Source organism: Campylobacter showae, from assembly GCF_004803815.1.
In the GTDB taxonomy this organism is placed as follows: domain Bacteria; phylum Campylobacterota; class Campylobacteria; order Campylobacterales; family Campylobacteraceae; genus Campylobacter_A; species Campylobacter_A showae.
In genome coordinates this window covers 1,199,427-1,215,608 of the sequence record NZ_CP012544.1, presented here as the reverse complement: position 1 = coordinate 1,215,608, position 16,182 = coordinate 1,199,427, and the positions used below count along the sequence as shown (strand labels likewise).

Here is a 16,182-nt window from a genome sequence, read left to right as displayed (position 1 = left end):
TTAGGCGGTTGCATGCCTTCGCAGGATCATCTAACTGCTAGCGTAGTATCGCCTGAACCGGACTGGATCAAATATCTAGAAAATGACGGCACCGTCGGCGATGTCGCATTTTTCTCAGAAAATTTGAGCGCAATTTACGCGCAAAAAAACGGCGATATCATCGGTATGGCACCCATAAAAAAAGACGGTCAAAACCTGAAGCTTGGCGATATGTACGCGCAAAACGGGGTTTCGTTTATAGTCTTGGAGCTTAACGATAAGGAAAAATTTGGCTACCAGTACATAAATATGCGCGATAAAAACGAGCTTGCGACTCTAAGAAATGCTAAAAAGGTCAAGTTTTATCAGTTTGGCGGCGGCATATTGGAGAGCGTAGTTTTTAGCGCGGACTCGGGCGCCGTGTGTGAGAGTTTTGCGGCGGGCAAGACGGTAAAAGCTCATGCCATTACTAATTATTACGATAAAGAAAACCCCGACAATAGCGAATTTTTCGCGACCCTGATGGATATCGGAGTGAAAAAAGGCAAAAGCGCCGAGATCAAAAATCTAGACTTTAAATTTTTCGTTAGCGACGGCAAGCTAGCCAGCACGCAAACGCGGGCTCGATCTGCGGAATTTAGGAGTAAAGTCATAGACGCCGACGCTAAAAAACAGGAGCGAATCCTATCAAACATCGTTTGTGCTGCGCCTAAAAACTGATCACTTTTATCAAATTTAAACGCGAGCGCGAGATGAAAAACTTATTTCTAGCGGCTATTGCGGCCCTGGCTTTTTATGGTTGCGCCGGCATCACTAGCAGCGCGAACAAAGCAGAGCGCGACATCTCAAATATCGGCGTTCCGGAGGATAACTGGACGAGATATCTGGGTACTGACGGCATCGTTAGAGAGGTCGCCTTTTTGACGGCGTTTTTCTCGCGTGATTTTCGCACTCAGCCTGAGGACGGCGAGGCTGCAGGCTTTGCACTCACTAAAACAGACGGCGCCAGGCTGCCTTTTAGACTCGGAGCCGTCTATAAAAGCGGCGATAGTGCGTTTATGCTAAAAGACGCCGATACTGAGGCGGAGTTTGATCTAAAAGATGAAGCGAGTGCGACCCGGCTTCGTGGTGCTCGGCGGATCAAATTTTACGAATTTAGCTCAAATTTGACGACTGTAGCGGTTTTTGAGGCGCCGATTTTGGTTTGCGAGGCGTTTCAAAAAGGCGGTAATGTGAGCGTGAAATCAGCATCTAGCTACTATGATACGCAAAATTTAGAAAAACGGTATTTTACGGCCGTAATAACGCAGGCAAAAATTTCCTCCAAAAGCGGCACGCTACTTTTAAAATCTCAGATAAAAAATTTTACAAATTTGAACGGTCTGCAAGAAGCCGCCGAAAAAACGCATAAATTTGAGGAAAAAATCCAAAACGAGTTGCGAGGGTATGAGCTGAGGCTGAATCAAATTTGCGCTTTTGGCGCGAAAGAAAGAGAGCAAAAATGAAAAACACGATGATTTTTAAGGCGGCGACAGCGGCCGCTATGGCATTAGCGTTTTGCGGTTGCGCGGCCATCACAGGCGAGATGGGCGGCGAGAGAGCGCGGCGTACGTATATGGAAAACGACGCTAGTATACAGCAGATCGGGTTTATAACCGAGACTACGGTCTATGAGGCGAGCGGCGGCAAAACCGTGGAAAAATTTGGTGACTACATGGGTAGGGCCGAGGTGAAATCGCCGGGCGAGAGCGACTCGGCGAGCCAAAATCTAGGCTGGGTTTACGCAAGCGGCAACGGCGTAAAAACTCTAATAGTGATTGATCTTGATAGTGGTAAAAATGTAGATTTGAGCGATAAAGATGAGATAAAAAAGCTGCAAAACTCAAAGAAATTTAAGTTTTACGAATTTGGCGGCGGGATCCTTGAGAGCGTGATTTATAGCGCGCAAAAATCTCCCGTTTGTAAGGCGTTTTTTAGCGGCGAACCTATAAACGCTAGAAGCGTGACGAACTACTACGTGGGCGCGTCTGACGAGTTTTTCGCTACCGTGATCGACGCGAAAATAGTCGGTAATAAGGGCTTTAAGATAAAAAATTTGGACTTTAAATTTAACCTGCTGAGTAGCAAACTAGCCGAAGCTAAAGAGCAGGCAACCTCTGCTAAATTTAGACAAGACGTCATCGAGCAAGACGTCAAAAAGCAAGGACGTATCCTGCTAAACATACTTTGCTACGATAGCATGCCGAGCAAGTAGGCGTTTGCGGCGGGTAGTCGCCCGCTAAATTTTACGTAGTATCGGACGCTCTTGCGTCGAACTGACGATATAAAAGGAAAAATATGAATCCGTTTAAAATTTTGATTTTTGCGGTTGTCGTAAATTCTGTTTTTGCCGGCGACGCGTCAGAGGATGTAAATTTGACCGCAGATGCCGCTCGCAACCAAAAAGAGGTAAAAATGCTAGAGGCGTTTTGCGAATCGATTTTGCCATTTAGTATGGCTTCATGCATGCAGCTAGTAGACAAGCGTTTGGACGAAAACAGCGCATTTTACGACAGACAAAAGGGGCTAGCGGCGCTACAAAAAGTCTGCGACTCGAAGGACGAGCGCGGAGGGACGGACTGCTTGTATGCTAAGTTTTTTGATAAAGCTCGGGACGGGATGACGGACGAGTATGTGCGAAAGATGAAAAAGTATCTCAAAAAGGTGTGCGATGCGGACGAAAAAGAGGGCTACAAGGAGTTTGAAAAACTGCGCAAGCTTTGAGTTGCCGAAAAGCGGCTTGCCTTGCGAGCGCTTTTGAGAGATTTGAAATTTTCACCCTGCGTCAGACTATTTGTCTTAACCTTGAGATAAAAATTTCTGCACAACTCTCAAATTCATCTCGCGATATTTCTCCTTATTTTTTTACGTTCAAATTTGAAGTCAAATTTAGCTAAATTTGTAAACTTTGACTTCAAATTTTACGCACCGAGACCCGCATCTTTAAGGCGCTAAATTCGGCTCGGTCGAATTTTAGTAAAATCAAGTTGCTCCACATTTAACCTTTTATGCAAACAACAACCTTTTGCACAATAAATTTAAATTTTTATCCAAATTTGACTAAAATCGTATTTAAAATTTTTAAGGTGCGGGTTAGGAGGGTAAAATTTGAATACGAAAGACAAACAAAACTTAAATTTGACAAATTCGGGTTCGGGCAAATTTGCGAGAGACTACGACAAAGAACCACTAGTTTTGCGGGATTATTCCGGTTTTCCTTTAATTTTACACTATTTGATTATTTTAATATTTTGGATTACTGCTTCTGAGTTTTGCATTAGTTGCTTAGACGATTTTGAAAGCGGTATTTTAGATTTTGACAACACAACACAAACGATAATAAAATTTGGCTTTGCAATAGTTGTATTTTTGATATTTAATTGTTTTAATATTATAAATTCAAAGAAAAAATATACCTATTTTTATAATTCAAAAGTTGCATATTATGATCAAAATTTTAAAGAAACCAGCAGTGAAGATATAATATTTAACAACGACACAACTTTTAAGGCAATCTGGTTTTTAGATATGATATTTTCAAGTATTTTTGGTAAGGTATTTTTGGTTAGTTTTTTCATAATTAGCTTTATTAAAGGAGCTTTTGGCATATCTTTAATATGTGTATTACTTTTAATATTTATATTATTGTTTGCGGAATTTTTAGAAATTATAGTTTTTTTGGTAATTTATAGATATGAAAATAAAAGTTTTAAAAATTTTTGGAAAATATTTCCAAAATTTCAAATAAATCTTGAATATATAGAAGAAATACACTGGTATGATTATAGGTGGGAGAATCAAGGACTTTATTCTATACATATATTTTCTTTCAATGAAGAAAATTACAATAAGGTAAGGGATTATATTTTTACGGTCTTTAATATAGATATAAATAAAAATTTAAGTAAATAATAATTTTTTGAAATGATAAAAAATGAGTAATTCAAGCAGAATTAACAAGATAGTAAGTGGGTTGAATAAGGCAAAAGAAAAACTATTGAATTCTCTTAGATTAAGTTATAAGAAGGATAAAATGTGAATAATGATGTTTTTAATAAAAGCAAGGATTTAAGGGATTAGGTAAAGATATAGATAAAATTAAACCAGAGATTTTTGTATGAATATTACTGGCTTTCTTTCGCCGTTGCCCCTTTGGTTTATCAAGTTTTTATGCGAATTTAAGTAAAATCAACCAAAATTTTTTAAAGGCTAAAAATGGACAAAGCTACCGTAAAAGCGCACAAAATCAGCGATCAAGAGTACGAGGAGATCCTAAAGATCCTAGGCAGAGAGCCCAATTTGCTCGAGCTTGGGATATTTTCCGCGATGTGGAGCGAGCACTGCAGCTACAAGTCGAGTAAAAAGTACCTAAACGGCTTCCCGACCAAGGCGCCGTGGGTGATCCAGGGTCCGGGCGAGAACGCGGGCGTCATCGACGTCGGAGGCGGCGTCGCGGCGGTGTTTAAGATGGAGAGCCACAATCACCCAAGCTTCATCGAGCCATTTCAGGGCGCGGCGACGGGCGTGGGCGGGATACTGCGCGACGTATTTACGATGGGCGCGCGGGTCGTGGCGAATATGAACTCGCTGCGATTCGGCGAGGTGAGAGGTGAGAGCGAAAACGCGAAAAAACAGCGCTATCTACTAAAAGGCGCGGTCGCGGGCATCGCTCACTACGGCAACTGCATGGGCATCCCTACCATCGGCGGCGAGACGACGTTTGATCCTAGTTTTAACGGCAATATCCTAGTAAACGCATTTGCGCTTGGGCTTTGCAAGAGCGACGAGATATTTTACGGAAGGGCCGAAGGTATCGGCAATCCAGTGATCTACGTGGGCTCAAAGACCGGTCGCGACGGGCTTGGGGGCGCTGTGATGGCTAGCGATAGCTTTAACGACGCGAACAAATCTCTGCGTCCGACCGTGCAGGTGGGTGATCCGTTTGCCGAAAAGCTGCTGATGGAGGCGTGCTTGGAGCTGTTTAAAACCGACTACGTCGTGGGTATCCAGGATATGGGCGCAGCGGGGCTAACATCTAGCAGCTTTGAGATGGCAGGACGCAGCGGCAGCGGCATGAAGATATATCTAGACCGCGTGCCTATGCGCGAAACAGGCATGACGCCGTACGAGCTAATGCTCAGCGAATCTCAGGAGCGCATGCTCATCTGCGCCAAAAAAGGCTGCGAGCAAAAGATACTTGAGATATTTAAAAAATGGGATCTGGACGCCGAGATCATCGGCGAGGTAACCGATAGCGGCGTGATGGAGCTTTATTGGCACGGCGAGCTAGCGGGCGAGATACCCATAGCGCCGCTTAGCGAAGCCTCTCCGGTACTTGACCGGCCGACTGCGCGCCCAAAATACCTAGACGAAATCAAAAATTTACAAATCCCTGAAAACGCGGATAACAAAACGGCGTTTTGGAAGCTACTTGGCGAGCCTGAGGTGCTAAACAAGTCGCTAATCTACGATCAATACGACGCAAATATCCAAACAAACACGATCAAACAACCGGGACTCCTCGGAGCTGCGGTTATACGCGTGAAAGAAACGGGCAGGGCGATCGCGATGGCGGCGCAGTGCGACCCGCGGGCGAATTTCGTTGGTCCCAAAATCGGCGCGGCTAGAGCGGTCGCGGCGGCAGGACGAAAGGTCGCGATGAGCGGAGCGACGCCACTAGCCATCACCGACTGCCTAAACTACGGCAATCCGCAAAATCCCGAAGTTATGTGGCAGTTCGCGCAGGGCTGCGAGGGCATCAAAGAGGCTTGCCGCGAGCTAAATACGCCAGTCGTCAGCGGCAACGTGAGCCTGTATAACGACACCGAGGGCGTGAGTGTATATCCGACGCCGGCGATCGTGACGGTGGGCGTGAACGAGGACGCAAACGCGAGCCTTCCGAGCGTCTTTGCTCGCGCTGGCACGGCGATATACGTGCTTGGCGAGACGAAGGGCGAATTTGCCGCATCGCTTTACGCTAAGGCGCTATTTGACGCGGTGGGCGGCGAGCTATCCGCAGTGGACTATAAAAAAGAGCGCGCGCTGTGGGATCTGGTTATCGAGGCAAATAAATCGGGCGCGCTAGAGTTTGCAAACAGCGTAGGCGTAGGCGGAGTAGCCATAACGCTAGTAAAAATGGCGTGCCTAAGCGGGCTTGGCGCGGAGTGTAAATTTGACGTTAAAAAGCCGAATTTCATCTTTGACGAGAGCTTTTCGCGCGCGATCGTCGGCGTAAAAGACGAGGCCAAATTTGAATCCCTAGCCGCTAAGCACGGCGTCAAATTTGAAAAAATCGGCAGCGTGGGCGGAGATAAATTTAAGCTAAACGATATCGATGAAAAGCTAAGCGACGTGAGCGAGGTTTATTTTAATAAATTTGCCGCAATCATCCGCCAAGAGGACTAAAATTTAACGCCCAATTTTGGCGAGGCGGGTTTGAGCTGGCTAAATTTGAGCGGCGCAAATTTGATGCTTGCTAAATTTGGCTCGTCTCGGCGGCGTTTGGTCAAGCATTTTAGCGCCAAATTTTGCAAGCGATATTAAAAGATCGTAAAAATTTGAATCAAAATTTGAAAGGAAAGTAGATGTCTTGGAAAGACTTTTTAAACAACAAAGAAGAAGAACAGCCGCAAAAGGAGGGCAGAGGAATGGATCAAAAAAGCGTAGCTAAGCCGCCGGTGCTATTTAGCGAGACGCAGCAGGTATTAAAAGAAGTCGAAGCTAAACTAGGCGGCACGCTCATCACCTACTACAACTCAAACGCGGGCAGCGTCTGCGGCAACGACGCGAGCGCGATGTATGAAATTTTAAAGGGTAAAAAGATAGAAAACGCGTTTTTGTTTATCAAAAGCGACGGCGGCAGCGGTATAGCTGCGCTTCGCATCATCAGTACTCTTAGAAACTACTGCAAAAACATCACCGCGCTTATCCCCGCTAACTGCGCGTCGGCAGCGACGATGATGGCGCTTGGCGCAAACGAGATCGTGATGGGGCCGCTAGCGTATCTAACCGCCGTCGATACCTCGCTAAAACACGCGATGAGCCCGATAGATAACGGCAACGAGCGCGTTAGCGTGTCGATGGACGAGCTAAACCGCGTGATAAAACTCTGGAAAATGCACGAAAAAGACAATGACGAAAACCCGTATAAATCGCTATATAACTACATCCATCCGCTAGTTTTTGGCGCAGTAGACCGCGCTAGCTCGCTATCGCTAAAGATTTGCTGCGAACTTTTGCGCTATCACATGAACGACGAGGCAAAGATCCAAAATATCTCCGAGCGCCTAAATAGCGACTATCCGGCGCATGATTATCCGATACTTTTCCGCGAGGCCGAGGAGATCGGACTGCACGTGCAAAAGATGGACAACGAGCTAAACGAGATGCTCCAAGAGCTAACGCTTCTTTACTCCGAGATGGGACAGCGCGCCTTTACCGACTACGACGAGAACAGCTACCACGACAACAACATCGCAAACATCATCGAGGCAAACGGCAAGCAGATTTATTATCAGATCGACAAAGACTGGTTTTATCGCCCCGACGAGCGCCGCTGGAACGTGATGAACGACGAGAGTTCGTGGCGTAAAAACGAGCTAGTAGGCGGCAAACTCAAAAATACGATTTATCATTTATGGTGATATTTTGAGTTTTATTTTTTGGTTTTTGATATTTTACGGGATTTACTATCTGGTTTCAAATTTTAGTCAAAATCCCGTAAATTTAGGCGGCTCGCAAAAAAAGGCGATGTTTGAAGAGGCTAAATTTCTAGTTAGCCTGCTTGCTAAAGTCGCCAAAAGCGACGGCAGGGTAAATGAGCTAGAGGCTCGCCTCATCAGCGAGACGCTAGACGATATCACTCTAAGGCTCGGCAACGACGCTGCGATGAGGGCGGAGCTAAAGCAGATCTATAACCGCGAAAAAGAGACGGTGCATAATGCTTATTTTATCGCGCGGCAGTACAAAGATCGCTTCCGCCTTAGTCAAGACGCCGCGGCCGCGAAGCTATCTTTTTTACTAAATTTGGCCTATATAGACGGCGAATTTAGTAAAAGCGAGCATAATGTCATCGAGCAGATTGCTTTGGGATTTGGGCTTGACGAGGGCATTTTTGAAGCGATACTGGCGAGGTTTGAGGCATTTTACGATCAAAGGCAGACGCGGCGAAATCCGTATGAAATGCGCACGAAAAGCCCGTACGCAGTGCTCGGGCTAAAAGAGGGCGCGCCGTTTGACGAGGTAAAGAAACGCTACCGCGAACTCGTGAAAAAGTATCATCCAGATATCCTTATGGGGCGCGGCGAGAGCGAGGAGATGATAGAAAAGAGTACTCGAAAACTGCAAGAGATAAATGAGGCGTATGAGACTATAAAACAAAGTGCGGCTTAGAGGCTTGTCTTTTTGATTTATACTTTGTTGGTTTTAAATTTTACTCGGTCATTACCCACTCGGTAACTCCCGTCGTAAAATTGAAAACCGCCGCGTCTAAATCAAAAATACTTCGCCTTTAGGTTTTTAAAATTTAGTCAAATTTCTGTAAAAATCAGCCAAATTTCGGTGCGGTATCTTGCGCGCCTTTAAATGAGCTAGAAATTTCCAACCAAAGATAGAACATGTAGTTCATCGAGGGAGGAAATTTCTAGCTCATTTAAAGGCGCGCAAGAGACAAACCAACAAAGAAAGGAATATAAATGAGAGCATTAATCAGCGTCAGCGACAAAGAAGGCATCGTAGAGTTTGCCAAAGGACTCGAGCGACTCGGTTTTGAGATATTAAGTACGGGCGGCACGCACAAACTGCTAAAAGAGCAGGGCGTAAAGGCGGTCGAAGTGAGCGAATACACAGGCTCGCCCGAGATGTTTGAGGGGCGCGTAAAAACCCTGCACCCAAAGATTCACGGCGGGATATTGCACAAGCGAAACGACGCAAATCACGTGAGCCAAGCCGCGCGGCACGGCATCGGCGGCATCGATCTGGTCTGCGTAAATTTATATCCGTTTAAACAAACCACTATCCGCACAGATGATTTTGACGAGATCATCGAAAACATCGACATAGGCGGCCCTGCGATGGTGCGATCGGCGGCTAAAAACTTCGCTAGCGTTTATATCGTCACTAGCCCGCTTGATTACGACGAGGTTTTACGCGTCATAGGTGGCGCGGACGAGAGCAAGAAGGCTATTTTTAGGCGAAATTTGATGATAAAAGCCTACGAGCATACCGCAGCCTACGACTCGATGATCGCAAACTACATGAACGAGCGCTTTAACGACGGTTTTGGCGAGATGAAATTTATCGCCGGCAGCAAGATTTTTGACGCGCGTTACGGCGAAAACCCGCACCAAAAGGGCGCGCTATACGAGTTTGATTACTTTTTCAGCAACAACTTCACCGCGCTAAAAGGCGAAGCTAGCTTTAACAACATCACCGATATAAACGCCGCATTAGCGTTAGCGAGCAGCTTTGACGCCGCGCCTGCGGTCGCCATCGTCAAGCATGCCAACGCTTGCGGCTTTGCCGTAAAATCAAATCTGCTAGAAAGCTACGTCGAAGCGCTAAAATGCGATCCCGTCTCGGCATACGGCGGAGTCGTGGCGATAAACGGCACGCTAGACCGCGCCTTGGCCGAGAAAATCAACGAAATCTACGTCGAGGTCATCATCGCCGCAAACGTGGACGAGGACGCGCTTGCGGTATTTGAATCCAAAAAGCGCATCAAAATTTTCACCCAGGGCAATAAATTTTTACAGCGAGCAAACGACAAATACGACTTCAAGCACGTTGACGGCGGCTTTGTCTATCAGCAAAGCGACGAGGTGAAAGCTAGCGAGCTAGAAAATATGAAACTGCAAACCGCGCGCGCAGCTAGCGAGGCTGAGCTAAAAGACTTAGAAATCGCGTGGAAGGTCGCGGCGCTTACGAAAAGCAACTGCGTCGTCTATGTAAAAAATAGCGCCGTAGTCGCCATCGGTATGGGTATGACGAGCCGCGTAGATGCCGCACGCGCAGCAGTGGCTAAGGCGCGCGATATGGGGCTTGATTTACGCGGTTGCGCGCTTGCCAGCGAGGCGTTTTTCCCGTTCCGCGACAGCATCGATATCGCAAGCGAGGCAGGCGTGAAGGCTGTGATACAGCCTGGCGGCAGCATCCGCGACGACGAGGTCGTGCAGGCGGCAAACGAGCATGGCATGGCGATGTATTTTACGGGCGTGCGCCACTTTTTACACTAAAATTTGATCGTTTAACGGCGAGGCGGCGTAAATTTTACTTCGTCGTTTTGCCACTTTTATTTACTCAGCAGGGCGGACGGCGCTTTTGCCACGCCTTGCTTGTAATCTGCTAAAATTTCTCAAATTTGACTTACCGGCCTTTAAATTTGGACTGCGATTTGCTTGAGTTTTGTAGATTAAATTTAATTGAAAGGTATATATGAAGCAAATTTTGATTTTCTTGGTATTTCTGGCTGGGCTTTATGCGGCTAATATCTACGTAAACGGCGAAAAGGTCGGCGGCAGCGATCAAAACGCTACCTATAACGGCGAGAGTAAAAACGAAATCCTAAAACAAGAGGGCAAAAAACAGCTCTGCAAAAAAGGCTACAAGCAGTACTGCTAGGCGGCTACTTTATGTTTTAATCGGCGGTCAAATTTACGCCGCCAAATTTTATCCCATCTCAAATTTCACATCATCAACGCTCGGGTTTTGTCGCTCAAATTTGATGCCGCGGCCGTCAAATTCAAATTTAATCCCTTAAGCAAGGTCAAGACGCCCGCGCGCAAAATAAGAGTATAATTCTCCAAATTTAAAACAAGGATAAAAAAATGAGCGATTTTTTCAAAAACGCCGAGCAGTTTAACGCCGAGGGTGCGACGGTGCCGTTTTATAGATATAGCGAAGGCGGCGTGGATTTCGTCGGCTTTGACAGCCGTCCGTGCGTGCCGCCCGAGCCTATGGTAAATGCGCTGGTGGCGATCAAATTTGCAAATCAAAACACCAAAATCGTGATGGTAAATCATAAATTTCCAGCCGGACTGATACCTAAAATCCAGGAGCAGTTTGACGTAGAGCGCGAGGATCTGGAGGGCGGGGAGGTTAAGATGACCTTTAGCCTAAAGCAGGGCGCGGACGTCAAGAACGTAGATACAAGCCTTTGCCACTGAGATAAGCTATGCTTTTAAACACCTTTGCGCCGCCTTTTAAACTAGTGGGCGGTTATTTTATCGCGGGCATTTGCTTCTTGATCGCGAGCATTCCCGCCTTTTTTGCGGCAGATTTTGAGACGATCGCGGGGCTTGAGACGGCGGGTTTTTTACACGTGTTTTTCGTCGGATTTGTTATGAGCATCATCATCGGCGCGCTTTATCAGCTCACTTCGGTGATTTTAGAAAAGCCGTTTTCAACGATCAAGGGCGCAGTGGTAAATTTAGCCCTTTACTGCGCGGGCGTAGCGTCGATGAGCTACGGGATGATCAGCGGCAAAACGGGCTTTATACACGGCGGCGGCATGGCGCTTTTTCTGGCGCTACTATTTTTCGGCACGACCTATATCGTTAGCTTTATGGATAATGAAAAAAAGAGCTTCGCAGCGTTTATGCTCTTTGTTTCGGCGATATTTTTGCTTGCGGGCATCTCGCTTGGATTTTGTCTTTTGATGATACTTTCGGGCACTTTGCCGATGGATTTTATGTTCGCGCTTAAATTTCACGTCTATTTCGTGCTCGGGTTTATTTTTTTCATCATCGTCGGCGTAGCAACCGTGCTGCTGCCGATGTTTGCTCTCGCGCACGATCTAAAATTTACTCTTAGCAAATTTGCCTTCGGATTTTATATTTTGGCTGGCGTTTTGCTCTTTTTTAGCGAAATTTACGCGTACTTTGCCTTTGGGGCGGCGATCGTTTGCTTTGTCGCTGAGGCGCTGCACATCCTAAAAAAGCGCGTTCGCAAGGCGTATGATTACTGGAATGTCAATATCGCTCTTTCGCTCGCGGCCTTCGTGCTGTTTTGTGTTTTTATCGCGGCGGATAGATATGATATGGCGGTGTTTATGCTGATTTACGGCTTTTTATTTGCATTTATCGCGGCTCATCTTTATAAGATTGCGCCGTTTCTCATTTGGTACCACTATGTAGCGCCCTTTGTGGGCAAGACAAAAGTGCCGCTGTTAGATCAGATGATCCTCAAAAAGCCCGCATATATCGGCATCGGTTTTAATGCTCTTGGACTCGCGCTCTACGAGCTTGGAGTCTGGCTGGAGATAAAATCGCTCGCGCACTGCGGCGTGGCTAGCCTGCTCGTTAGCATCGTTTTGGTCGCGATAAATATGATAAATGTTTTTAAATTTACGAAATTTGGAATAAAGGAAGAAAAATGAAAGAAAAAATCTACGCCGCGCTCTCAAACATCGTCGATCCCGAGGTGGGCTTTGATATCGTATCCTTGGGGCTCATTTACGACGCGGCTTGCGACGAGAACGGCAAGGCAAAGGTCACGATGACGCTATCTACGCGCTCATGCCCGCTGCACGAGATGATACTAAGCTGGGTCGAGACGGCGGTGCTGAATGTCGACGGCGTAAAAGAGTGCGAGATAGACCTCGTGTGGGAGCCTGCATGGAGTATCGAGATGGCGAGCGACGAGGTGAGGGCGGCGCTAGGAGCGTGATTTTGGCGTTAGGCGAGGTCAAATTTAGCCGACAGCTCGGCAAAATTTGACCTCGGTTTTAATCTGTTTATAAGCTTGTTCGGGGCGCGATTGTCTTGTCTAGACAAGCTCGCCCCAGTGCCTAAATACGAATGATGAGTTAGATGGTGTTGCCTTTGCCTCCGATCCTAATTTTTACCCCAAATGGATAGTGGTATCATGTAGCGCAAATTTGACCGGCTGCGTAAGAATCAGACTTATAATGTATGGAATATTATGCGAGCGAAAAACTCGTTATAGTCGTTAGTCTAAACTTACGCAAATTCTATCGCAGTTGAGATCGATTTTAAAATATGTCGCTAGTGCTTATTCAAATCATCTGCTTTTCTTGTCTTTGCTAGCGCGACGACAACCCTAGCCACTTCTAAAGATATCCTTTAATGACAAATTTCTATTGCCGCACGGATATCTTAAATAGTTCTGTTATTTTACTAAATTTGCTCTCACTTGATGATTGTATATAGGCGTAATCTTTTGTTGTGATCGCTTTGAATCGTCCTTATTGCGAGTGATTTAAGCTTCTCGTTGCCGTCATAGCTTAGCCAAAATTTAGCTCGCTTAATAGCGTGTAAAATGTTCAATATTTTTTGACTCATAATATATTTGCAAAGGTTTGCCTATGTCATTTTTATTTGCTTAAGCACTCGTTAGATCTCAAATTTTAAAACCGTTGTCCACTCGCAAACCTATGCTTTAGCGAAAATTGATGAACTATCAGATCTTTATTTTTAAAGCTCTTGTCGTCCGTTTTGAAGCGGACGGCTAGGGCGTTTTTGAAAACAAATTTAAAATTTCTATCTTGATATGGCGATAAAAATTTCATCGTCAGTCTATCTTCATTTTTTAAAATGCCAAATTAAATTCAGTCAAAACGGCGTCGTGAAGAGTTTCTTTCGTATTAAACAGATACCTTTTTCGGATCCAAGACAAACCTCCTAATAGGCTTTCTATTTCGTTTTCATTCTTGTGAAGCGACTTAAAATAATCGTCAAAATACCAGATATTGCCCCTTCTTTTTATTTTCGCCGTGATCATCCGTCCGTCCATTTGCGCATTTTTCTTAAATTTTACTCACGTACACTGCATAAAAAACCCGCTCACCCGCGTCTGCTCACACCAAAACACGTATAAAATCCCGCCGCTACCGAACATCACCTCGCCGCCTTGCTCGCAGCTTGGAAGCTCGCTATCAAGCTGCATCAAAAACTCCATCTTTTCGCCGCATATCGGGCACGTCGGCACCAAGGCGCCCTGTATCCACGAAGGCTCGCCGCCGATGCGCGCGAGGTTTTGCCTGCTGTTTGACATCCCCCAGTCCTGAGCCGCCCAGCGCGCCGGCGTAGGCGCCAGTGCTACTTCGCACTCCTTTATCGGTTCGTCAAAGGCGTATTCGACCTGCGTCCTATTTCCGATACGCCACGGCATACCCTGCGCGTCGTGCTCGTAAAAGACTATCTCGCCTTCGTTTACCTCTCTAACGTGAGCGGCGAGGATTAGGCGCGGCAGCGATCGCACGGGCAAGTCGCGGGGCAGCGGATCAAGCGTGATAAGATGAAATAGCGGATTTTGCACATCGCCGTCCACCTCGTCCAAGACCCCGCCGAGCTTATATCCTGCCTCGCCACTCTCAAACCGCCAGGTCGGATGGTGCTTCGCCAGATGCGTTGCATATGGTGCGCCGAAATAGCCGCGCGGAAAGCTTATGTGATACACGCGCTGTCTGCAGTATCTTTTGAGCCTAAATTTCTCGCCGTCAAAGCAAATTTCATCGTTCGGCGCTTTTTGTGATTTATCGGAGTCGGATTCGTTTGAGTTAAATTTAGAGCCGTGTTCGGCCGCGCACGCTTTAAAATTTTCGCTCGCTTCTGGCTTGAATACGCCTGCATTAAATTCGGCGCCGCTTGCGGTATCGCATGCTTTATTTAAATTTACGTTAGATAGTGATACATCACACTCATACGTTTGCGGCGACACCGAAGCGAGGCTGCCGAGTACGTTTGGCATACGCGATACGTCGCACTCGCTAGGTTGAGTTTGCTTTTGGTATAGTGTTTTTGAGACAGTATAAAATCTAAAAACTATGTTTTTGAAATTATTTTTAGTGGAATAATTTTATTGTAAAATAAGAATACCCTGAATATATTGTGACTAACGAAATATAGTATAATTTGTTAAAAAATCAATTTATTACTTGCAACTTAATTTTTAGCCAAATTTAGAATAATATAAAATTTAACTTACCACCTGATTATTGTGCTTTAAATTTTAAAGGATTGGAAGACCAATCCTTATTCATTAATCCATTTGGTTTCTGATATACGATGGCGTTTCTAGCATATTAGTTACTTCTTCGCTATTGTATCCGCCACTAACCTTTAGTCTGCTGATTCTTTCATCTAAAATCGGATTTCTTGACTTTTTAAATGCAGCATCTGGTGTAGAGGCTACAGGTGTAGGCCTTTCTTCCTCTTTATCTCTAAAGCCGGTGGCTATTATAGTAACTTGAATTTTGTTATTTTCAAAACTTTCGTCGCTTGTGGTACCGAATATAATATCTGCATCATCATCGACAGCATTTTGTACTAAGCACATAGCTTCCTCTATATCATTGAAAGGAGAGTCTGGGTGATATTTGAAGTGTACCAGAACGCCCACTGCGCCGTTTATGGTAATGTCGCTTAGCAATGGAGATTGTATTGCATTTTTTATTGCTTCCTGGGCTGCGCCTTCACCTTCTGATTCGCCTATACCAAGTAGCGCCATACCACGGTGTTCCATGACTTTTTTGACGTCGGCAAAGTCAGAATTTATATCGCTATTTCCCGAATCAAGAACTATGGTACACATACCGCTGACGGCTCGAGCTAAAACGTTATCAACTATTTTAAAACTTTCTTTTATACCAGCTTTTTTGTCTATCAGGGATTTTAGTCTTTGGTTTGGTATCACAACTATAGAGTCGGACTCTTTTTTTAGCTCGTTAAGACCTTTTAGGGCTAGATTGTAGCGCTTTTTACCCTCAAAATCAAACGGCATCGTAACAACTGAGATAGTTAAAGCACCAATTTCTTTAGCTGCCTGTGCTACTACCGGAGCTGCGCCTGTACCGGTACCGCCTCCTAGACCTGATGCTATAAATACGATATCTGAGTACTCAAGTGTAGATTTGATCTCTTCGTAACTTTCCTGGGCGGCTTTAGTTCCTACGTCCGGATTCATACCAGCACCAAGACCTTTTGTGATCTTTTCTCCAAGCTGCAGTTTTGTAAAGGCCAAAGAGCTATCAAGTGCTTTTACATCGGTATTGGCAACTATTAGATCGATATCCATTTCATCGCCTTTTTCTCTAATAATATGATTTATCATATTTCCACCACCACCGCCTACGCCTACTACTTTTATCTTTGCGCCGTATGAAGGCTTTTTCTCTTCTACCATAAAGTTACCCATAGTTGATCCAAT

15 protein-coding genes are annotated in these 16,182 nt (G+C 45.5%); 13 read left to right on the top strand and 2 right to left on the bottom strand.

The window, feature by feature from the left end; genetic code table 11:
- Positions 1–12: 12 nt before the first annotated feature.
- From CSHOW_RS05965 to CSHOW_RS05905, 13 genes are all read left to right on the top strand, one after another.
- Positions 13–699 (top strand): DUF8095 domain-containing protein, encoded by a 687-nt coding sequence (locus CSHOW_RS05965; protein WP_002946851.1) that lies wholly within the window; start codon positions 13–15, stop codon positions 697–699.
- Between the two features lie 32 nt (positions 700–731).
- Positions 732–1,484 carry a DUF8095 domain-containing protein gene (locus tag CSHOW_RS05960; RefSeq protein WP_002946852.1) on the top strand — a complete coding sequence of 251 codons (753 nt, stop codon included), beginning with the start codon at positions 732–734 and terminating at the stop codon, positions 1,482–1,484.
- Positions 1,481–2,233, top strand: coding sequence for a DUF8095 domain-containing protein (locus CSHOW_RS05955; RefSeq protein ID WP_002946854.1), 753 nt, complete (start codon positions 1,481–1,483; stop codon positions 2,231–2,233). Before CSHOW_RS05960 ends, CSHOW_RS05955 begins: the two co-directional genes overlap by 4 nt.
- Before the next feature lie 83 nt (positions 2,234–2,316).
- Positions 2,317–2,742, top strand: a complete 426-nt coding sequence (locus CSHOW_RS05950) for a hypothetical protein (RefSeq protein WP_002946855.1) — start codon at positions 2,317–2,319, stop codon at positions 2,740–2,742.
- Positions 2,743–3,126: 384 nt separating this feature from the next.
- Entirely contained in the window at positions 3,127–3,930 is an 804-nt protein-coding gene (locus tag CSHOW_RS05945) for a hypothetical protein (protein WP_002946857.1), read from the top strand.
- A 303-nt stretch (positions 3,931–4,233) separates the two neighbouring features.
- A complete protein-coding gene (gene purL, locus CSHOW_RS05940; RefSeq protein WP_002946858.1) occupies positions 4,234–6,423 on the top strand; it encodes a phosphoribosylformylglycinamidine synthase subunit PurL in 2,190 nt (729 codons plus the stop codon).
- A 179-nt stretch (positions 6,424–6,602) separates the two neighbouring features.
- Positions 6,603–7,661 carry an SDH family Clp fold serine proteinase gene (locus CSHOW_RS05935; RefSeq protein ID WP_002946862.1) on the top strand — a complete coding sequence of 353 codons (1,059 nt, stop codon included), beginning with the start codon at positions 6,603–6,605 and terminating at the stop codon, positions 7,659–7,661.
- Positions 7,662–7,665: 4 nt separating this feature from the next.
- Positions 7,666–8,409 carry a TerB family tellurite resistance protein gene (locus CSHOW_RS05930; RefSeq protein WP_002946864.1) on the top strand — a complete coding sequence of 248 codons (744 nt, stop codon included), beginning with the start codon at positions 7,666–7,668 and terminating at the stop codon, positions 8,407–8,409.
- A gap of 302 nt (positions 8,410–8,711) precedes the next feature.
- On the top strand, positions 8,712–10,250 hold the full coding sequence (purH, locus tag CSHOW_RS05925; RefSeq protein ID WP_002946866.1) for a bifunctional phosphoribosylaminoimidazolecarboxamide formyltransferase/IMP cyclohydrolase: 1,539 nt from the start codon (positions 8,712–8,714) through the stop codon (positions 10,248–10,250).
- 199 nt (positions 10,251–10,449) lie between these two features.
- Positions 10,450–10,635, top strand: a complete 186-nt coding sequence (locus tag CSHOW_RS05920; RefSeq protein WP_002946870.1) for a hypothetical protein — start codon at positions 10,450–10,452, stop codon at positions 10,633–10,635.
- 206 nt (positions 10,636–10,841) lie between these two features.
- Positions 10,842–11,180 (top strand): hypothetical protein, encoded by a 339-nt coding sequence (locus CSHOW_RS05915; protein ID WP_002946872.1) that lies wholly within the window; start codon positions 10,842–10,844, stop codon positions 11,178–11,180.
- A gap of 8 nt (positions 11,181–11,188) precedes the next feature.
- Positions 11,189–12,391 carry a hypothetical protein gene (locus CSHOW_RS05910; RefSeq protein ID WP_002946873.1) on the top strand — a complete coding sequence of 401 codons (1,203 nt, stop codon included), beginning with the start codon at positions 11,189–11,191 and terminating at the stop codon, positions 12,389–12,391.
- Complete coding sequence (locus CSHOW_RS05905; RefSeq protein WP_002946874.1) at positions 12,388–12,681, top strand: metal-sulfur cluster assembly factor; 294 nt, start codon at positions 12,388–12,390, stop codon at positions 12,679–12,681. The genes CSHOW_RS05910 and CSHOW_RS05905 overlap by 4 nt, the downstream gene beginning before the upstream one ends.
- 1,110 nt (positions 12,682–13,791) lie before the next feature.
- Here the strand turns inward: CSHOW_RS05905 and CSHOW_RS05900 are convergent.
- Both CSHOW_RS05900 and ftsZ read right to left on the bottom strand, forming a co-directional pair.
- On the bottom strand, positions 13,792–14,724 hold the full coding sequence (locus CSHOW_RS05900) for a hypothetical protein (protein ID WP_171992813.1): 933 nt from the start codon (positions 14,722–14,724) through the stop codon (positions 13,792–13,794).
- A 291-nt stretch (positions 14,725–15,015) separates the two neighbouring features.
- Entirely contained in the window at positions 15,016–16,170 is a 1,155-nt protein-coding gene (ftsZ, locus tag CSHOW_RS05895) for a cell division protein FtsZ (RefSeq protein WP_002948628.1), read from the bottom strand.
- Positions 16,171–16,182 lie beyond the last annotated feature (12 nt).